Origin of the sequence: Cellulophaga sp. 20_2_10 (genome assembly GCF_023476645.1) — a bacterium.
Taxonomy (GTDB): domain Bacteria; phylum Bacteroidota; class Bacteroidia; order Flavobacteriales; family Flavobacteriaceae; genus Cellulophaga.
Window position 1 is genome coordinate 318,204 of the sequence record NZ_JAMCOJ010000001.1, and the last position, 19,943, is coordinate 338,146.

23 protein-coding genes, 1 tRNA gene and 1 pseudogene are annotated in these 19,943 nt (G+C 30.8%); 18 read left to right on the forward strand and 7 right to left on the reverse strand.

Annotated elements, in window-relative coordinates; all coding sequences use genetic code 11:
• Positions 1 to 6: 6 nt before the first annotated feature.
• The 3 genes from lolA1 to ribB are packed head-to-tail and all read left to right on the forward strand — an operon-like array spanning position 7 to position 3,281.
• Positions 7 to 648: an outer membrane lipoprotein periplasmic chaperone LolA1 gene (gene lolA1 / locus M4I21_RS01430; RefSeq protein ID WP_249557195.1), complete on the forward strand. Its 642-nt coding sequence runs from the start codon at positions 7 to 9 to the stop codon at positions 646 to 648.
• A 25-nt stretch (positions 649 to 673) separates the two neighbouring features.
• Entirely contained in the window at positions 674 to 2,161 is a 1,488-nt protein-coding gene (locus M4I21_RS01435) for an LptF/LptG family permease (protein WP_502798709.1), read from the forward strand.
• Positions 2,151 to 3,281, forward strand: coding sequence for a 3,4-dihydroxy-2-butanone-4-phosphate synthase (ribB, locus tag M4I21_RS01440; protein WP_249557199.1), 1,131 nt, complete (start codon positions 2,151 to 2,153; stop codon positions 3,279 to 3,281). The genes M4I21_RS01435 and ribB overlap by 11 nt, the downstream gene beginning before the upstream one ends.
• Positions 3,282 to 3,376: 95 nt before the next feature.
• Here the strand turns inward: ribB and M4I21_RS01445 are convergent, their stop codons facing one another.
• From M4I21_RS01445 to M4I21_RS01455, 3 genes are all read right to left on the reverse strand, one after another.
• Complete coding sequence (locus M4I21_RS01445; protein ID WP_249557201.1) at positions 3,377 to 4,570, reverse strand: DegT/DnrJ/EryC1/StrS family aminotransferase; 1,194 nt, start codon at positions 4,568 to 4,570, stop codon at positions 3,377 to 3,379.
• Between the two features lie 79 nt (positions 4,571 to 4,649).
• Positions 4,650 to 5,282, reverse strand: coding sequence for a nitroreductase family protein (locus M4I21_RS01450; RefSeq protein ID WP_249557203.1), 633 nt, complete (start codon positions 5,280 to 5,282; stop codon positions 4,650 to 4,652).
• 15 nt (positions 5,283 to 5,297) lie between these two features.
• Positions 5,298 to 6,050 (reverse strand): sulfite exporter TauE/SafE family protein, encoded by a 753-nt coding sequence (locus tag M4I21_RS01455; RefSeq protein ID WP_249557775.1) that lies wholly within the window; start codon positions 6,048 to 6,050, stop codon positions 5,298 to 5,300.
• Between the two features lie 559 nt (positions 6,051 to 6,609).
• Between M4I21_RS01455 and M4I21_RS01460 the strand changes: the two genes are divergently transcribed.
• The 15 genes from M4I21_RS01460 to M4I21_RS01530 all read left to right on the forward strand — a co-directional run bounded on the left by M4I21_RS01460 (position 6,610) and on the right by M4I21_RS01530 (position 16,959).
• Positions 6,610 to 6,978, forward strand: a complete 369-nt coding sequence (locus M4I21_RS01460; protein WP_249557205.1) for a hypothetical protein — start codon at positions 6,610 to 6,612, stop codon at positions 6,976 to 6,978.
• A 164-nt stretch (positions 6,979 to 7,142) separates the two neighbouring features.
• On the forward strand, positions 7,143 to 7,904 hold the full coding sequence (locus tag M4I21_RS01465) for a hypothetical protein (RefSeq protein WP_249557207.1): 762 nt from the start codon (positions 7,143 to 7,145) through the stop codon (positions 7,902 to 7,904).
• Between the two features lie 95 nt (positions 7,905 to 7,999).
• A complete protein-coding gene (locus M4I21_RS01470; RefSeq protein WP_249557208.1) occupies positions 8,000 to 8,440 on the forward strand; it encodes a DUF4952 domain-containing protein in 441 nt (146 codons plus the stop codon).
• 169 nt (positions 8,441 to 8,609) lie between these two features.
• Positions 8,610 to 9,074, forward strand: coding sequence for a hypothetical protein (locus M4I21_RS01475; protein WP_249557210.1), 465 nt, complete (start codon positions 8,610 to 8,612; stop codon positions 9,072 to 9,074).
• A gap of 128 nt (positions 9,075 to 9,202) precedes the next feature.
• Positions 9,203 to 9,682, forward strand: coding sequence for a hypothetical protein (locus tag M4I21_RS01480; RefSeq protein WP_249557212.1), 480 nt, complete (start codon positions 9,203 to 9,205; stop codon positions 9,680 to 9,682).
• A 62-nt stretch (positions 9,683 to 9,744) separates the two neighbouring features.
• Entirely contained in the window at positions 9,745 to 10,140 is a 396-nt protein-coding gene (locus M4I21_RS01485) for an immunity 22 family protein (protein WP_249557214.1), read from the forward strand.
• Between the two features lie 179 nt (positions 10,141 to 10,319).
• Positions 10,320 to 10,817, forward strand: coding sequence for a hypothetical protein (locus M4I21_RS01490; RefSeq protein ID WP_249557216.1), 498 nt, complete (start codon positions 10,320 to 10,322; stop codon positions 10,815 to 10,817).
• Positions 10,818 to 11,019: 202 nt separating this feature from the next.
• Positions 11,020 to 11,904, forward strand: coding sequence for an alpha/beta fold hydrolase (locus tag M4I21_RS01495; protein ID WP_249557217.1), 885 nt, complete (start codon positions 11,020 to 11,022; stop codon positions 11,902 to 11,904).
• Positions 11,894 to 12,400: an RNA polymerase sigma factor gene (locus M4I21_RS01500; protein WP_249557219.1), complete on the forward strand. Its 507-nt coding sequence runs from the start codon at positions 11,894 to 11,896 to the stop codon at positions 12,398 to 12,400. The genes M4I21_RS01495 and M4I21_RS01500 overlap by 11 nt, the downstream gene beginning before the upstream one ends.
• The gene (locus M4I21_RS01505) at positions 12,393 to 12,992 is read left to right on the forward strand and encodes a hypothetical protein (RefSeq protein WP_249557221.1); all 600 of its coding nucleotides are present in this window, start codon (positions 12,393 to 12,395) and stop codon (positions 12,990 to 12,992) included. Before M4I21_RS01500 ends, M4I21_RS01505 begins: the two co-directional genes overlap by 8 nt.
• Positions 12,993 to 13,263: 271 nt before the next feature.
• Entirely contained in the window at positions 13,264 to 13,986 is a 723-nt protein-coding gene (locus tag M4I21_RS01510) for a hypothetical protein (RefSeq protein ID WP_249557222.1), read from the forward strand.
• Between the two features lie 67 nt (positions 13,987 to 14,053).
• Positions 14,054 to 14,944, forward strand: a complete 891-nt coding sequence (locus tag M4I21_RS01515) for a hypothetical protein (RefSeq protein WP_249557223.1) — start codon at positions 14,054 to 14,056, stop codon at positions 14,942 to 14,944.
• 7 nt (positions 14,945 to 14,951) lie between these two features.
• Positions 14,952 to 15,527, forward strand: a complete 576-nt coding sequence (locus M4I21_RS01520; RefSeq protein ID WP_249557225.1) for a hypothetical protein — start codon at positions 14,952 to 14,954, stop codon at positions 15,525 to 15,527.
• A 57-nt stretch (positions 15,528 to 15,584) separates the two neighbouring features.
• A complete protein-coding gene (locus tag M4I21_RS01525) occupies positions 15,585 to 16,076 on the forward strand; it encodes a hypothetical protein (RefSeq protein ID WP_249557227.1) in 492 nt (163 codons plus the stop codon).
• Between the two features lie 106 nt (positions 16,077 to 16,182).
• Positions 16,183 to 16,959, forward strand: a complete 777-nt coding sequence (locus M4I21_RS01530) for a hypothetical protein (RefSeq protein ID WP_249557229.1) — start codon at positions 16,183 to 16,185, stop codon at positions 16,957 to 16,959.
• A 339-nt stretch (positions 16,960 to 17,298) separates the two neighbouring features.
• Here the strand turns inward: M4I21_RS01530 and M4I21_RS01535 are convergent.
• The 4 genes and pseudogenes from M4I21_RS01535 to M4I21_RS01550 form a co-directional block, all read right to left on the reverse strand.
• Positions 17,299 to 17,383 (reverse strand) — tRNA-Ser (locus M4I21_RS01535).
• Positions 17,384 to 17,538: 155 nt separating this feature from the next.
• Positions 17,539 to 17,997, reverse strand: coding sequence for an RNA methyltransferase (locus tag M4I21_RS01540; protein ID WP_249557231.1), 459 nt, complete (start codon positions 17,995 to 17,997; stop codon positions 17,539 to 17,541).
• Entirely contained in the window at positions 17,994 to 19,529 is a 1,536-nt protein-coding gene (locus M4I21_RS01545; RefSeq protein WP_249557232.1) for a Fic family protein, read from the reverse strand. Before M4I21_RS01545 ends, M4I21_RS01540 begins: the two co-directional genes overlap by 4 nt.
• Positions 19,530 to 19,807: 278 nt before the next feature.
• Positions 19,808 to 19,930: pseudogene (locus M4I21_RS01550) on the reverse strand (RNA methyltransferase); the annotation flags it as partial.
• Positions 19,931 to 19,943: the final 13 nt, after the last annotated feature.

Below are 19,943 nucleotides of genomic sequence, written 5' to 3' on the forward strand. Positions count from 1 at the left end.
ATTACGATGAAAAAATTAGGAGTTTTAGTATTTATTTTAATAGCAAATGTATCTTTTGCTCAAAATTCCGCTAAGGCAAAAGCCTTGTTAGATCAGGTTTATAACAAAGTTACTAGTTACGATAACATTTTTGTAGACTTTAAACACTCACTAAACAATAGTGAAGCAAACATAAATAGAGAAACAAGAGGAGATGTTACCCTACAGGGCGAAAAATATCTTTTTAATTACTTAGGATCTATGCAATTGTTTGATGGCAAAAAGGTATACACTGTTGTTCCTGACAACGAAGAAGTAACTATTGAAGATAAGTCTAGCGACGATAATGCTATGACGCCTTCTAAAATGTTAACTTTTTACAAATCTGGGCATAATTATGCTTGGGATAAGTTGCAAACTATAAACGGAAGAAAAATTCAGTATATTAAATTAATTCCTATAGATTCTAATTCTGAGATAAAGTCTAGACTTTTAGGTATAGATGTAGAGACAAAACACATCTATAATCTTATAGAAACAGGCGCTAATGGAACAAAAACTACAATTACTGTTAATTCTTTTAAAACAAATCAGACTTTATCAAAAAGCTTATTTACTTTTGACCTTAAAAAGTACGAAGATAGTGGGTACTATATCATAAGAAACTAAGCCATTGAAATTATTAGATCGTTACATTCTAACAAAATTTTTATTTAACTTCTTCAGTTCGTTTGCAATATTGATGTTAATCTTCATATTTCAAACGATCTGGTTGTATATAGGAGACTTAGCGGGTAAAGGTTTAGACTTACTTATTATAGGTAAGTTTATTTTTTACTTTATGCCAAGTCTTATAGACAAAGTATTGCCGTTAACGGTGGTACTTTCTTCTATTTTAACATTTGGTAGTCTAGCCGAAAATTATGAGTTTGCCGCGATGAAGGCTTCAGGTATTTCTCTACAACGTGCAATGCGTACTATTATAGTATTTGTTTTATTACTTGGTGTTGTCGCTTTCTTTTTTGCAAATAACGTAGCTCCTGCCGCTGCTCACAAAATATACAATCTTAAACGTAATATTGGTAACGTAAAACCTGCTGCTATAATTGCAGAAGGTATTTTTAGCGATTTTGAAGGAATGAATATTAAGGTTGATAAAAAGTATGGTGAAAACGACCGCTTTTTGGAGAACATTATAATTCATAAAAAAGCGAATAAGGTACTTAGCAATGTTGTTATTAAAGCTAAAAAAGGCGAATTAGTTAGTAGTGAAGGATCTGACATTGTAAAACTTATTCTTAAAGATGGTAATTATTATGAAGATATACAGAGTAAGAACAGTAAAACAAAGCTAAAACTACCATTTGCCAAAGCTAAGTTTAACGAGTATATTATTAATATACAGCTTACAGATATGGGCGATCAAGATTTAGAAGAAGATCGTAATGTTGATACTGAAAAAATGAAAAAAGTATCTAGGCTTATTGTTGATATAGATTCTATAAAAAAAGACAATATAAAAACCATAAATGCAATTGCTAAAAATATAAGTGATAGAGCTGGTGCTTTTAAACCCGATTATGGTTTTAACAAACCCCAACCAAAACTAGAAGATAAAGAAGGTGGTATAGAATTACCCAATAAAGAAAAAAAAGTAATTAAAAAAGATACGGTACCTTTTACTGGTGACATTGTTACCCTCTTTAAAGAGCCATTGCAAGGACAATTGTATAATACCGCTCACAGCTTAACCACAGCAGTATTAAGCTCTGTTAGTGCTAGAAAAAAAGAATTAGAAATAAAATACCAACGATACAATATACATATACTGGCTTTACATACGAAGTATGCTTTAGCCTTTTCTTGTATTATATTATTTTTTGTAGGAGCTCCATTAGGTGCTATTATTAGAAAAGGTGGCTTAGGATTACCAATGGTTATTGCCACCGTACTCTTTTTAACATACTATTTTTTAGGCGTTTTTGTGGGCAACTCTGCAAAAGTCGGAAAAATATCTCCGGCCCTAGCTGCTTGGATCCCTGCTTTAGTAATGCTACCATTAGGTATGTTTTTAACAATAAGAGCAACAAATGATAAAGGCCTAATTTCTTTTGGCGATATTATTTATATGATTAAAAAAAGATTTATTAAAAATTCCAAGACTAAAACTGATGGAAAATAAAGTACAATTAAATACAATTGAAGAAGCAATAGAAGACATCCGTAAAGGAAAAGTTATTATTGTTGTTGATGATGAGGACAGAGAAAATGAAGGAGATTTTATTGCTGCATCCGAAATGGTAACTCCTGAAATGATAAACTTTATGGCCACTAATGGTCGTGGTTTAATCTGTGCTCCTTTAACAGAAGATCGTTGTGAGGAATTAGATTTATCTATGATGGTGAAAAACAATACTGTTCTTCATAATACACAGTTTACTGTATCTGTAGATTTAATTGGCCACGGCTGTACTACAGGTATATCTGTTCATGATAGATCTAAAACTATTAAAGCTTTAGTAGATGGTGATACAAAACCAAGTGATTTAGGTAGACCTGGTCATATTTTTCCTTTAAAAGCTAAAAATGGTGGCGTTTTACGTAGAACAGGACATACAGAAGCTACTGTAGATTTAGCTCGTTTAGCTGGTTTTAAGCCTGCTGGTATTTTAGTCGAAATTTTAAATGAAGATGGTACAATGGCTCGTTTACCTGAACTTTTGAAAGTTGCTGAAAAATTTGATTTAAAAATTATTTCTATTGAAGATTTAGTAGCATACCGTATGCAACACGATTCTTTAATTGTTAAGAAAGAACATTTTACAATTCAAACTCGTTTTGGTGAATTTAAACTACATGCATACGAGCAAACTACAAATAACCAGATACATATAGCACTTACTAAAGGTAATTGGAGCAAAGACGAGCAAATACTTACACGTATTAACTCTACCCTAGTAAACAATGATATTTTAGGTACGCTAACAAACAATCCTGACAAAAAGTTAGAAGATATGTTTGCATCTATTAATAAAGAAGGCAAAGGCGCAATGGTTTTTATTAACCAACAGTCACAATCTTTAAACTTATTAAATAGACTATCTCAGCTTAAAGAATTACAAGGAGACGGATTAGTAAAAGCTCCTAATGTTAATATGGATAGTAAAGATTTTGGTGTTGGCGCACAAATACTACACGATTTAAAAATTAGTCAAGTTAAATTATTAACGAACACACCACAAACCAGACGTGTTGGTATTGTTGGTTACGGTTTAAAAATTGTAGACTACGTTACATACTAACTAGCCTACATTTTATAAGACATAAAAAATCCCTTAAAACTTAGTTTTAAGGGATTTTTATGTATCTAGAACCTTGTCTTTAAATTACAATGCAATTATAAAACAGATTTTATTGCTTTTACCATATTAGCAGCTCTTTGCTCTACTTCTTCATCTGACCATCCTAATTTAACCAAACAAGATATAGTTCTACTAATCCAGTGATCTGACTTAGAAAAATCTGATGTACTATAGTCTGGCAATTGCTCTTTAACCTCGTTAGGTAATTTACCTAAAGATGTTAAATTAGTTAAGTGAGCCCATTTTTTGTAGTAATGCCAGTTATTTGCATACCAGTAGAAACAAGCATCAACACTGTTTTCTCCTAAAGCTTTATGCGCTTTCTTTGTCAATTCTTCTGTTGGTAAAAATATAGATAAGAAAGAGTAGTTTTCTTCACCACCTTCTGGTACAGCTCTAAATGTTACTTCTGGTATAGTAGACAATGCATTACGTAAAATAGTATACGTTTTTTTCTGTATTGCAATAAACTCATCTAATCTTTGTACCTGAGCCACACCCACTGCTGCGTGTAATTCAGAAATTCTATAGTTGTATCCTAAAAATGGGTGATCTTCCGCTCCCCTATCTTTTCCAATATGATCGTGACCATGATCTGAATAATGATCTGCGTTTTTGTAATACTGCTCATTATTAGTAATTATAGCACCACCTTCACCACAAGTAATTGTTTTTACGTAATCAAAAGAAAAACAACCTAAATCTCCGTAGCTACCTAAAGGTTTCCCCTCGTAAGTACCACCAATTGCTTGGCAAGCATCTTCTAACAACAAAAGGTTGTGTTTAACACAAATAGCTTTTAATGCACTTAAGTTGGCCATAGAACCACACATATGCACAGGCATAACTACCTTTGTTTTTGGCGTAATTGCTTTTTCAACCGCTTCTGGATCTAAGGTTAATGTATTATCAACATCAACTAAAATAGGAACCGCTCCTAATGCTAAAATAGACTCAAAACTAGCGACAAACGTAAATGTTGGCATAATTACTTCGTCACCTGCACCAATACCAGCACTAGCTAAAGCAACCGTTAAAGCTGCTGTACCGCTACTTACCAATTGTGCGTAACCTACTTCCATTCTTTTAGTTAAGGCTTCTTCTAGTTCTAATGCTTTCCATTGGTCGCCACGCATACCGTCAAAACCATAACGCATTAAAACACCTGAGTCTAGCACTTTTTGTACTTCTGCTCTTTCCTTATCTCCAAAAAATTCAAATCCTGGCATATTGTATATTTTTCTTGTTTCTAAATCTTTCTAATGCTATTTAAACAATAGCTTCAATATAACTGTAAAGTTAGTAATTTTAGGCTATTTCTATGACACTTTCTACAGTCTCTTTGCGTACTTTTTTAAAGGTAGAAAATACATCGTCATCTGCCCTTACACCTATTGGCATTGCCAACACAGAAGCTAATTTTAAGGTATCTAACCCTAAAAGCTTATCGTATTCTGCAGGTATAAAACCTTCCATTGGGCAGGCATCTACTTCTACAGCTGCACAAACAGTTAATAAATTCCCTAAAATAAGATAGGCCTGATTAATAGCCCATTGTGCTACTTCTATATCATTTTTTTGACTAAAACTAGCTGTTAGTTGTTCTTTAAAAGGGTCTAAAATAGCAGAACTAGTGCCTCTCACTTGCTGTACTCGCTTAAAATAATTGGCAATATAGTCCGAGCTTATTTCTGTTTCTCTACATAAAACCAGTACGTGAGACGCTTGCGCCACTTGCTGCTGGTTGTATGAGCTTGCAGCTAATTGCTGCTGTAAACCCTTATTTTTAACAACAACCATTTTTATAGGCTGCAAGCCATAAGATGTTGCCGTTAAATTAAAAGCTTCTTTAATCGCATCTATTTTAGCATCTGCAATTTCTACTTTTTCATTAAACTTTTTAACAGCATAACGCCATTCTAATTTTTTTATAATCTCCATTATTTATCAATTGCATTAAAAAAACCAAAGTTTTACTGCCATAACCACTATCATTAGCATTAAAAACTTCTTTATAAATCCGTCTCCCTTAGCTACCGAAACTCTACTTGCTACCCAAGCACCAGAACCATTACCAATTGCCAAAACAAGACCTATTTCCCAAATTATTTTATCGTAATATATAAAAACAGCCAATGCTGCTAAAGTGTAAATTAAAACCACCGCTACTTTTGTTGCATTTGCACGTACTAATGTCATATGGTTGGCATAGTGTAAAAACAGAATAACTATAAAGCCTAAACCGGCATTAATAAAACCACCATAAATACCAAAAAAGAAAAAAGCTATTATACCTATCCACAAGTATTTACCTGTAATACGCTCGTGTATATCTTCTGTTTTTAATTTGGGTTTAAAAATAATGATGAGCAAAACAACCATCATTACTACAGCTAAAATTCTATTAAAGGTTTCTCCGCTTACTTCTACAGCTATATTTGCACCAACTATAGAGCCTAACATTGCAGAAATTCCTAAGTAAATGTTAAACGGAAACGTACTAACGCCTTTGCTTTTAAATCCTGCAACACCCAAGACGGACTGTATGGCTACTGCAACTCTGTTGGTACCATTTGCTATACTTGGTGGTACACCAAAAAATATTAATACCGCCAGTGAAATTAAAGAACCTCCACCTGCTACTGTATTAATAAAACCTACTGCAAAACCAACTACAATTAAAAGTAGGTAATGATACCATTCTTCCATAGCCTGCAAAAATACTGTTTTATGGTCTTTTTATATAGTTTTTAAGTGATTAGTGCTGTTAAGTAGTAAAATAGTGACCTGTTCAATTGTGAAAATTTTGAAAGCAAAGATTAGCTACCATTAATTTTATACCCTTTAGAAGTATTTCTAATGCAATTGCGCAATGCTACTATTAATAAATAGTTTTACATTCTAAGAAAATAAGAGTTATTTTTATAAAAAATAGACCCAATAATAGGCGGAACAAAAGTTCCATATATAAACAAGTTAGATGTACTATGAAAAACATTCCATTTGTATGAATAATACTGATTTTTTTAGGGTTTAACAAAATACCCAAAACGGCAGTAAACGGAAAAAAAGAAACTGAAGTTTTACTTGACACAATTTCAAATGGAAAATTTTTAAAAATTAAATAAAGATCTAAGGAAGATTATTCACAGCATATACCAGCTGAATATGGTTATAAAACATAAAATTGATTTACTAATCGGTTGTAAAAGAGCGTACAAATCACCTTCCTATCTACGCCAAAGTAGATTGGATATCCAAAAAAAGCTTGGCTATTGTAGATGGGTGCGGAACCGAATGTCTGTTTGCTATAATTTTTAATATGGAAAAGGAGAAACCATCAATTCAGCCAATTCTATTTTACCCAAATAAGAATGATTCCGGTTTTGAAACTGATAACCCTAATTTAGGTATTGCTCCTATCGGAAATTATGGTAACGATCCATCTTTTGTCATAGTTGATATTGACAATAACACAAAAGATACTATTAATTTACCCAATAATTGGTTCCGTGGACTTGGTACTATTTATACTATTGTTGATCACATCAAAATTGAAGAATCTAAGATTGAAATAGTGCAAAATCAAGAAAATGGGCAGAAGAAAAAAATACAGAAAGAAATAAATTTAAAATAAATGTTGCAGCGCATAGTAGCCATAAGTAATTGCTAGTCCTCGCCTACTTACGAATTTGAAAACGTAGGGACTTACCTATTTTCTATTTGGTTTGTATAAACTAAATTTAATACTCAAAACAAGCAACGAACCATACACCTTTACCGAAGTAAAAAATAAAAATTATGAAAAAAAAATTTCTTTTATTAAGTACTGTTTTTCTTATACTTGGACTAACTAAATCTTATGGAGGTTGGTACCAATGTTACAACTATGAAGGAAAAATAGGTGAATACCCAATAACTCTTTCTATTCAAATTACAGAAGGATATTTTGGTGAAGAGGACAAAAAAGAGTTTACTATTAATGGAGTTTACAAATATGACAAATACAATAACCCTATTAAACTAATAGGATCTTTAAAAAACAACAGAATTAAACTTTACGAAAACTATAATGACAAAGAGTCTGCTATCTTAGAGTTTGAGTTTTTAGAAAAAATCTCTAAAGGCTATTGGACTGACTTAAAAAGTAAAAAGACACTTCCTTTGAATTTAACATATGTATCAAAACTGACCGATAAAAGTGAAGATGCGTCTTTTGAAAATGTTGAAATTTTACAATTACATTCTCTTAAAGATTATTATTTTATAGGTGTTTATTCAAAAGAACAAGACGCAAATAGAGTTTATATGTCCAAACTAAAGATTATTAAAAAACGGGATAACTCAATATTTCAAATGATTGATTTTAATGATTTAGATTACAGTGTAGGAAATGTGATTACTATAATTTACCAAAACATAGAGATTAATGATTTAGTAAATAATAAACTAGACCTTTGGTGTGATGTTGGAAGAATGGGTGGATGGTTTACACTTAGCTTTAGTAATGAGAAAAATAAATTCAGTTCAAATTATGAATTAAATATAGATGGACCCAACTAAAATCTATGCACAATAATGGATCTAATTAATACCGTTTTTAGTGCTTAGCCCAAAGTTTAAACGCTTAATGTAATTTAAGTGCCAAATAAAAAAATATGAAACCCATTTTATTAATTTTAGCTTTGCTTATTTTTAAACCTTGTGCAGACAAGTCCATAGATTGTGAAGATTTGTTACTGAAATATGCAGAACAAAATCAGAAAATAGAATTTATAGAATGCCAAAAAGGAAAAGGACAAACTGTCCTTGAAGCCAAATACAAGGTACTAGGTCATAATTCTGATGAAATAGAAACTATTCTAATAAAAAAGTATGGTATTGGAAAACTAAAATTTACGTGCTGTGGCTGGGAGTCAACTAATGGAAAAAATGGTTACATCAAGAATAAGGACTTAATAAAAAGTAACCCAAATTATATTTTAGAAATTTCAATGTATGGAAATGCAGAAAAAGAAAATCAAAAAGGAGAAATCTATTTGGAGAAAGATAAAAGCAAAATAGATTTTTATGTGATTGTAAAATTACTTGATATATAACCGTGCTTAAAATACCTAACACTATATAAAAAAGTTAATCAACATTAAAAGATGTGTTTTAATAAAAAATATTGAGATAGAAGAAGCGCATTTATTGGATTACCCCTCACTAACAATGATTATGATTATGATTAACATATAGATTGTAATTTACACCTAATTAAACTTAATGAATAAACCTGTAAAGTATACCTATATAACGGTTCTTATAAATCTTCTGATTGCAATGCTGCTATTTTTTAGTATGTCAGGAGGAACTATAAACCCAATAAAAGAATTTTTTGATTTTATTATCTATTTCTATTTAAATTTTACAGCAGCAATAGTTGCATTATTTGTTTCAAGTTATTACGTTGGCCAAAAAATGGGGAAACTGATTTGTGAAAAAAAATGGAATTCAATTCTTGTTGGGATGATCGGAGTAATGGTTATTTTAATTTGCGGAGTTTTTGGAGGTGCAACAGTTGGGTTTTTAGAAGAAGGCATAATGAGAGGTCATAATGTTTCTGATTCTATTGTTGATTATTATTTTAAACCATTATTTTGGATTTTAATATTTGGGTTTATCCCAACATTTATCTCCGGAGCATTTTTAGGTGACAAAATAAAGAAAACGTGTTCTAAAACTATATAAAATTAATTAATACTACACACCTACTTCTACTTGCTATAGCATCTGCAATTCTATTTGGTGTTTATGTGCTAAATTAGGTGCTTTAAACACAAACAAAACCGTTAACATTAACGTATATAATTAAAAGAATGAAAGCATTAAAATATATAAATCTATTAATAATTGTTATTACTTTTTCAGCCTATTCGCAAGTAAGCGATAAGGGTATAATAACAATTGATACATCTAGTTACGGATCATATCCCGCAGTTTTTGTAGACTTATCTAGCGGGTCATTACTTAAATTGGATGCTAATTTAAAAGAAATTGATGCAGACCTTTGGATAGAGCCAAATGATCCAGAAATTAATGGATTAGAAGAATCTTTTGATGGAGGAATTACACATAGCGGAGAGAATGTATTGCTAAGAATACTTGAAAAAGGAGAACATGAAGCAGACATAAAAAAAATGTTTCCCAATACATTTGTAGATAGTGTTGATAGAGGAAAAATAAAAACAGGCCTACAATTTATAGTGCATACAAGTGAAAACTTATTTTATGTCATTAAAATAAGTTCGTTTAGCAAAGAAGATGAAGAAATGACATTGGAATATCAAAAAATATAATAGAAAATAACTTTTACGGAGCAACAATAGACATAAGTATTAGGTGTAATTTATAATAAAAAATGAAAACTGAAAAAAGTCACTTTTGGATAGGTAAATTTGAAAACGAAAGTCTATACTCCAATTTTATTGCTGAGGATGACAGTAGGTATGAACTAGAAGACTATGATGCTATTCCTGTCTCTAAATTTGCAAAATCGCAAGGAGAAATATGGATTGATCACGATTTTATGGAATCTGGATTTGAAAAACAAACAGGGAATATAAAAAATCAGTTTAATGAATACTCTTATTCTAACCATTGGAAATCCGAACTTGAAAATAGATGTTCTAAATTAAAGGAGTCTACATTTAATACGCTAATTTTTATAAGTCATGACCAAATTAAAAACCCAAAATCTATAAAAGATACTGGAATAACGCTTAAATACCTTGGAGTTATTGAGTACGAAATATAAACGCTATACTATAGTGTAAATAGGGTAATTATGTTTAGTAATGGTTTTAGGTAATTACCGCTACTCACCTCCTCTTTAATCTTAAAGTCTGCAAACGTATGGGCATTCTATTTGGTTTGTATGTACTTTATTAGTTGCGCCAGTGCTTTACACGGATTTATAATTAAAACAAGAATAATATGGGATTATTTTCATTCTTTAACAGTAAAAAGAAAGAAGAAAAAGAAGGTTTTGAATTTGTCACCGATTTTAAAAAACACTTAATAGACAATATACTTATTGTTAATTTACCAGTGAATTGGATACCTTATAAAAGTGACAGGTTTAGAGCCAAAACAGATGATGAAAAACTACAAATGTCTCTTGTAAACTATGAGAATAAAGAAAAGAATAACGTAGTACTAAATAGTCAATTTTTTAAAGACTTAAAATTAGAATTGTATGATGTTTTTGTAACCGAAGGTGAGTATGAACCCTATGATGACTTAAAAATATCAGATTCCTTTATAACAAAAAGTTTTAAGGTCGATGACGAAACGCAATATTATTATACAACTGCAAGAAATGTAAATGGACGATTAATTATTACAGATATAATTGTTAGAGACATTGGAGGGTATGACAAAAAAATGCAACCATTGCTTCAAATAATAGGGCATTCTATGGCCGTAAAATAAACTTGATCTTAATTGTACAACAGAGAGAAAAAAGTTCAAAATTAAAAAAAACCTAACTAATTACTATTCATAATAATAACTTAAGTTTTCAGAAGATAAACGACCCTAAATAAATTTATTTTCAAAAATAATTAATTCTAAAGTGTAACAAATACTATTTTTTTAATCAAAGGGATACAAACAATTAAAAAACAATAGTATTATGAGAAAATTAATTAGAATTATTACCCTATTCATTATTACCATAAGCAGCACTACTAGCTTTGGCCAAAATAAAGAAGCAACTCTAGACAAGACAACAGAAGCTAAAGCTTTTACCGTAGAAACTGTTGGACAAGGTGAGCCAGTTTTATATCTTCCAGGATTTGCAACACCTGGTTCTGTATGGAAAGAAACTGTTGAGAACTTAAAACTAGAAAGAAAATCGTATCTGTTTTCTTATGCAGGCTTTAATGGCAACCAACCTATAGAAATGCCTTGGTATTCAAATATAAAAAACGCTATTATTAACTATGTAAAAGACAATAATATGTCTAACATTACTATTGTTGGCCACAGTATGGGCGGAAATTTAGCTGTTGATATAGCAGCTGAATTACCTAGTAACGTTTCTAAAATTATTATAGTTGAAGCATTACCTTGTATGCGAGAAGTAATGATGCCTAATGTACCCGCAGAAAACTTTTATTATGAGAGTCCGTATAATAAGCAAATGCTAGAAATGGATGCGCAACAATTTAAAAATATGGCAAATATAATGGCGGCAAATATGACCTTAAAAGAAGATAAAAAAGTGATTATAGCAAATTGGATAGCTGAGGCTGACAGAAAAACGTGGGTTTATGGATATACAGATTTATTAAAACTAGATTTAAGAAACGTCTTAGATAAAGTAAAGTGTAAAACCTTAATAATAGGTGCATCTTTCCCAGACGTAAAAATTGCAAAAGAAAACTATGAAAAGCAATATGCTAACTTACCAAACAAAACAATAGTTATGGCAACTAACAGCAAACACTTTTTAATGTTAGATGAACCAGAATGGTTCTATAAAACCGCAACAGATTTTTTGGTAAATGAAAAATAATAAAAACGAACCTTTTGAAACAATTTATCGCCAACACCATCCAATGGTTTTACAAATGTGTTTGGGTTTTGTTAAAGGAGATAAGGATACTGCCAACGATTTGTCTCAAGAAATATTTATTAGTGTATGGAACAATCTAGATAAATTTAGAGGTACATCTTCTTATAAAACCTGGATTTACAGAATAACAGTAAACACCTGTTTGCAGTATGTAAAAAAGGATAAAAAAGAAAAGACAGTTACAACAGTAGACCTAGAAAATAAGGCAGCTACCATAGAAACTGAAAGCACAAAAAACAACGATGTTTCTGACTTATATAAAGCCATTGGAGAACTAAAAAAAATAGACCGTTTAATTATTATGATGGTTTTAGAAAACCAAGATTATGATAGTATCTCAGAGGTTATAGGTATAAAAGCAATAAATGTGAGAGTTAAAATCCACAGGATTAAAAAACGTCTTGAAACAATTTTAAAAAATAATAAAAATGAATAGCGATTTTAAAGAACTGCAAAACACCTGGGAAAGCAGCAAAAATAATCTTGATCTTTCTGCTACAAACTTTGACGGTCTATATGCCAAAATAAAGAAGAAGGAAAAAGAAAACTATTTTTTCTATTACGGTACAATTACAATCTTGTTAACCACACTTATAGTAATTTCTCTATTCTTTTATTATGTTGCTCCTGTAAAGGAAGTATTAAGTAAGGTTGGTGCCGGATTAATGATTTTTGGTTTGGTATTTAGAATTTTAATTGAAGTGATTAGCATCTATAAAGCAAAACAAATTAACAACTTAGATACTACCTTAAAAACTACTGAAAACACTGAGAATTTTCATCAATTTAGAAAAATAATTCACAAAGTTATTGCGCCTATAATTATAGGGCTATATACTATCGGTTTTTATATGATAACGCCTGAATTTAGTGCACATATGGAATCTTGGAATATTATATTAATTGATGTTTCTTATGTTGTTATTGCCATCATTCTTTTCATTGTAATTAGAAAAGGAGTTAAAAAAGAAATGCAGAAACTAGCAGATATTATAAAGTTAAAAAAAGAAATAACTGAAGAAAATTAAGACTAAAACGCTAGCAATGTACTTTAACATTGCTAGTGCTTACTTACTTCCTAAAGTTCTTTTGGGTTTTACGCTAAGGTTTGTCTATATTTAATTCACCTGCGTAATACACAGCCGAAAAAGCTAACTCTTACAAAGCATTCAAAATTAATTGGAGAAGAATTAACGGACTTAACTCAAGGTCTTGCAATCTATACTCCTAGTATAGGTGTAAAATATGATCGTTGGGGAGCAGCAATTGTGAAATAATATAAATACGTTGGGGTACATTATGAAAAAAATAAAAAAAATAGTTAACTGGATTTTTGGAGGAATAAGTTTAATTTATATTCTAATACTAATGTTCCCTTCATTTCTTTTTGCGAATAAGCTAGACTACAAGAATTTTTCTGTTCATTACCATTCCAATGCTATTAGTACAGAACAATTAAAGCTGGTTTTAGACGAATCTGAAAAATTATTAAAAAGTAGTGAACTTTTTAAAACAGAAATAAATCAAGATATATTTATTTGTAATAACTTTAATGAGTTTACTTTTTTTGCATTGTTCTCGAGAAAAGCATTTGCTATAAACTACCCCATTACTCAAAATATTTTTCTTTCTAAATCTTCAATTTCAGATAACGTTATTTTTAGAAATGCAAAAGAAAATAACAAAAGAACAGTAAGTGGCGTTATCGCTCACGAGACCGTTCATTCTCTTTTAGAAAATAAACTAGGTAGTTTTAAATGTAAATTACTTCCTTCTTGGAAAAGTGAAGGATATTGTGATTTTATAGCAAATGAAAGTTCATTTAACAAAGAAAAAGGATTAGAAGACATTTGTAATGACAAGGAAGATATAGACGATCCCTCGTTTAAATATTTTAAATTTAGAATGGTAACAGCGTATTTATTGAAAGAAAGAAAAATAGGCATAGATAAATTCTTGTATGATGATTTTGATTTGGAAGAAATAAATCCAGATTTAAAGAAAAAGTACTGTAAAAAATAAGAGGTTGAGTTTATAAGTACCTACTCTGCGTTTCTTAAATCCAAACGCAGCCAATTAAAAAAAAAGAATGGCAACAGATGGAACTAAAATAATTGATGGAGATACTGCCCACGATACATACTGGGGAATTATGGACTTGTATGATAGTGAAGCTGAATTAAAAATGATACTACATGAATTCCCTTTAAAACAACCAGATTATTTTGACGATTTTGATAATGAAATTTATGTAACAAGTTGTGGACTTGCTTATTGGGAAATTGGATTAATGACACCCGAAAGAATCAATTATATTGAAAGTATTACAATAAAAAATGCTTGTGTAGAAGAATGGACCAAGTTATCCGAGAAAGAAGGTAAGTCAAGAAAAAGCGTTTTAAAGCGCTTTTTAACTAAGATTAGTAAACCAAATACTAAAATTCGGAAACCAAAAAAATATAGAAAAATCTCAAATTTTATATTTAACGAAAATGATATTTTATCATTCAAAGTTAAAGATAATAGCTACAGAAGTCTAATTTGTGTAAAAATAGACCAATATAGAGGAAATTGTAATTATTGGTTTGTCCCAACTACGTATACAAGTTTAGAAATTTCTACGGAACAATTAGTTGCTAAAGAGATGATTTTAGGAAGAACAATTGGCTCCGGGTTTGACAAAAAAAACACAAGAGAAAAACAACCTGGAATTGATAGAATTTGGGATTATGTTGGCGGAAATAATAATTTCTTTTTTGGACTCACAATTGATGCAGTTGAACATAAAGATTTACTAAAATTTAAAGATTCATTTGTAAAAGTGGGTTCTTTAAAAATAGTTGAGGGATTAAAAAAAATAGGCTCATTTGGTTATTCCGGAAATTTTGAAAGCTTTGAGAATAGATATCAAGATTTGGACAAAAAAATCAAGATTTTTGGCTATAAAAAATATCCTATGGAACTACTGTTACAAAAATAATAAGCAAATGTTTAAACTACATAAAAGAGACGCTACAAACAATTTACTATATGCAGAATGTTGGGTTTCTGATGAAAAATTAGTCGTAGTACACACAGGAAAAGTTGGTAAAAAAGGCGAAACCGAAGAGTTTACTGTTGGAGAGAAATTTAAAACAAGTTCTGAATTTCTTAGTCATTTTGAAGAGAACTTTAAAAAACTAGGGTATTCGGAGTTTCATGAAGCTGACTTAACTTGGCTAGTTGTTCAGTTTGAAATGAAAAGTCTGAAAGGCGCTAAAAGAGACCATTGGTTAAAAGATAAAGTTTCTGAATATCTTAACGATGAATTAGGCTGGAAAGGAATTGGACATGTAGATGGGGCCGATATGGGAGAGCAGATTGCTTTTAAAGGCAAATATGCACTTAACATACTTTGCGAGGTATATGATGAAGAAAAAGGAATTGCTGCCATTAAAAGGTGTCTAAGAGAATATAGGCTAGATTATACGAGAATAAAAATTGCCTCGCGTCCCTATTTGTCAGATGTAGGTTTTCAATTAAAATATTCTGCAAAGAAAAAGGACCAAACATTTAGCTTGTAAAAAGCGTATTTGTCAAATAGTACGAAGTAAAAAAGTAGTTCGGTAATAAAAAAGGGTATGAAATATAAAATAGCACTAATAGCACTAATAGTATTAAACTGTAATTGTAAAACGGTAACATGTGCTATACCTATAAACCAGTACAACCTTGATAAACTTACAACCACATCGGTTCAGTTAAAAGAAATTGATAGTGATGGCACTACTTTAACCATACCAGCCAACAACTACCCTATTTACCCTAATTGTAGTACTGACATTTCTAAAAAATGTTTTGTAGACCTATTAAACACCGAAGTTCAAAAACACTTTACCAACGAACTTGCAAAAAATTTAGACTTAGTTAATGGAAAAAAAAGAACTACTATTTTATTTGAGTTAGATAGCATCGGAAACATTAGGAATATATCAGCAAGATCTCCTCACCCCAAATTAGAGAAAATAGGAATTTCAATTATTGAAAATATTCCTAGGATGAAACCTTATCTAAAAAACGATAAACCTACGAAGCTTAAATTTGATTTTACTATTTTGTACGTTGTTGAATAAATACTAAAACAACAAATACTGAAAAGTTTGACTTCTAAATAAAAATTAGTTAAAAAATGGAAGTCAGATCCAATTAAAAATGCTGCTATCTGTCTAAAAATTTATTATGAAAAAATTAGTTCTCGTTTTAGTTGGTGTTATTTTAACATCTTGCACTACCAATTACCTTGAAAAAAAATACGATTCATCTTCAAACAGTGATAATTTAAAAGAGATTTCAAATTTAATTCCTGAAGCTGATTTTAAAATATTAAAAGAATACATAGCAGATTCTGAAAGTAAATATATCAACTTAGGTGAAAATACCTATCAAAATTTACTTTTAAAGGCACAAGATACGTATCGTGAAAAAGAGCTTCTCAGAAAAGAAGCAGAGGAAAAAGAAAAGCTAACAACATTTTTATGTACAGAAGAATGGACACAAGCAGATTATGCGCTACTAATAAAAATACCTAGCGATTCCGAAGAAAATGTAAAAAATGCAAAAGAACTGCTAAATATGGGCATTATAGGATATAAAGGAGTAGAATTCATCTATAGTGTAGAAAAGAACAAGTACGGTACTTTTCTAAAGGCTAAACTTAGTGGTGGTTTTGAAAAAACATACTCTGGAAACAATCGAAGCTTTAAAAAGTATTACGCAGATGGCACTTTTATTAATTATTTTAAAAATGATAGTTTAAATGCCTACAAAGGAAGTTGGGAATTTCCAGATACAAATTATATAAGCGAAAGTCGATCTGAAAGCATCATAGGACGGTTTAGAAAAAAGAATAGATACCACAAAATTGCTCTTTTAGACGAAAAAACATTTTTGTTCTACGAGGATTTTGATAAAAATATTATTACATCAATTAAAATGGTACACCAGCGTAACGAGTAATTTAACAAACTGGGGTTTTATAAAATAAAACAACTACTAAGAATTCACTACGTGCATCCCAGATAAGAATCTTGAGTAAGCATAAAATCTTAAAGAACTACCCTAAAAACACTAGCAAAAGGATTACTATGGTATCCCTCTTACGGCATTTAGCAAATGCCTAAATCTTGAAATCATAAGGGATTCACTACGTGCATCCCAGATAAGTATCCCTAGCAAGCATAAAACCCTAACAAACTACGTTTGTAGGTTTTTGTTTTTTAAACTACTTATGAAAATAAATTTTCAGCGTAGTTATAAAAAACAAAAACCCGTAACTTTCGTTACGGGTTTCTTTTGCGGAGAAAGAGGGATTCGAACCCCCGGAGGTGTGACCCTCAACAGTTTTCAAGACTGCCGCATTCGACCACTCTGCCATTTCTCCAAGTGTCTCATCAGGTATTCCCTGATTGCGGGTGCAAATATAAGAACCTTTTTTTATTCTATAAAAGATTTTAGTGCTTTTTTCTTCTTTTTTTATTGCTAACTACGGTAAGTCTTTGTTTACTAAAAAATTAGACCCTAAAAAAAACACATAAATTAACTTCTTGGTTTGCCAAGTTGCCTATCATATAACACAATACTGCCTGCAACGGCCACATTTAAACTAAAGGTGGATTTAAATTTTACTAAAAAGTGCGCTCCTTCTATGGCTTCTTTACTTAAACCGTGATCTTCTGCCCCTAGCAAGTACACACAGCGTCTTGGATGCTCAAAGGTTTCTAAATCTACCACAGTATCATCTAACTCCACTCCCACTATTCTAGTGTCAACAGGAATGTTATTTTTAAAATCGGTAAACGTATTGTAATGGTAATACGGTATAGACTTTACAGCATTGTGTGTATCGCACGCTTGTTTAGCATATCTATTGCCAATAATAAAAATAAAACTTGCCCCTAGGTTTTGAGCAGTTCGCCATAAAACGCCCAAATTCTCTGGTGTTTTTCCGTTCTGAATACCTATACCAAAGTATTCATTTACAAAATTGCTATTCATACCGCAAAAATAACTTTATACTGCGCCTCTATAGCTTTAACTTCTTCTTTTTTTAATGCTGAAAATTCTTTTTTTAATGCTCTTTTTGATAATACACCATTATTCTGTTCTAAAAATCGAATTAAAGTAGCCACCATTTTATCTGGCATTTCAAATTCGTTATCTAGATATCTTTTAAAAGCATCATAATTTTGCAGATAGTTTACTTCTTGCGGAATAACTCGTTTTAACGTATCATCTACACAATCGTATAAAAATTCTGCCTGTTTGGTGGCATCAAAATAGCGATACAAGTCTATGGTATGGTTTAAAACTTCTACATTATTATCTTTTGTTACTTTCCATTTAATAACATCTAATAATGGATGCGAGTAACTTTCTAGTACTTTTCTATAATCATCAATATGGTCTAAAATGGATGCTGATACTGGAAAAATAACTCCTTGTTTTGTAAATTCTTTTTTAGCTAGTATATGATGTATTAAATATCTGTGCAAACGACCATTACCATCTTCAAAAGGATGTATAAACACAAATCCAAATGCTATAGATGCAGCTGCTAATACTGCATCATAAGACGCATCTTGCATTAACATATTGGCGCTAACCAATCCGTTTAATAACGATGCTATATCTTGGTGTTTTGCTGATATATGTTCTGGAATTGGCTCTCCAGAAAATCTATCATGTTCTCCAACAAAACCGCCTTCATCTCTTAATCCTAGTTTTATAAATCTGGCATTTTCAATAACTATTTGCTGTAAACGCTCTAATTCTGCTACACGCAATGGTTTGTTTCCTGCTTGTCCAATTGCTTTTCCCCAACGCATAGCTCTATTGGTTCCTGGGTTTTCATTCTCAATAGTAAAGGAAGCTTTTGAATCCTTTAAAAGCAAAAAAGAATAGGCACGTTGTAATACATCTTTATGTATACTATTTAAAAATGTGTTTTTTTTATCAGATAGATTGGCGTTAATATGTGTTTCTAATTTTTGGGTTTTAAAAATTAACGGACAAAAATCTACGGTTCCAGGAAGGTTGTTTATTATACGATGTCTGGCAGAACGTGTACCAGTAATTGCATATTGTATATTGGTATCTATTAAAGCCACAAAGTTTTTAATTGCCAAATCCTTTATTGGAAGTTGTTTTTGCAAAAGCCACTCGTACAAAAACCATATTTTACGACTGTATTGTCCTGTTGGTTCTAGTTGCAATAAGGTAACAATATCTTTCTCTGATGCTTTTTCGAATAATTTTTTAAAGAATAATAGATTTATGCCTTCGTATTTTAAGGCAAAAACTAAATGTTTGTACAAGTTATCATCAAAAATATTTCTAGACGAATACACATTCCATTTTTCTGTACTATAACTTCTCCTTTTTTCGCTTATAATAGCCAATTTATCTGGCAAAGGCATTGCTAATTGTAAGCCTTCTATAACAGCTCCATAACCAACCAGTGTTCCTTCCTCTGGTACTTGCATACCGTGAAAAACTGTTATTTTATGTGAAAAACGTTTATTTATCATAGCTTTAATAAAGATACTTACATCAAATATAGTGGAAAAACGGGTTTAATATTGGAAAAACAGGTTTTATTTATTGATTTATCGGAAAAATAGGTTTTTGCTTTTTGGAAATACAGGTACTATATTGTTTTTTTAGGTTAATTTAATATTGAAAACGGAAAAACAGGTTGACAAAAAAATACGCGCAGCACATAAAATATCAGCGCATACTTATACTGTTACAAAAATTTGTGCGCAAACGCAATTAAACAAATAGCTGTATTTAATAAACCGTGTGTAATAGTAAAAATAAAACTTGCCCCTAGGTTTTGAGCAGTTCGCCATAAAACGCCCAAATTCTCTGGTGTTTTTCCGTTCTGAATATCTATACCAAAGTATTCATTTACAAAATTGCTATTCATACCCCAAAAATAT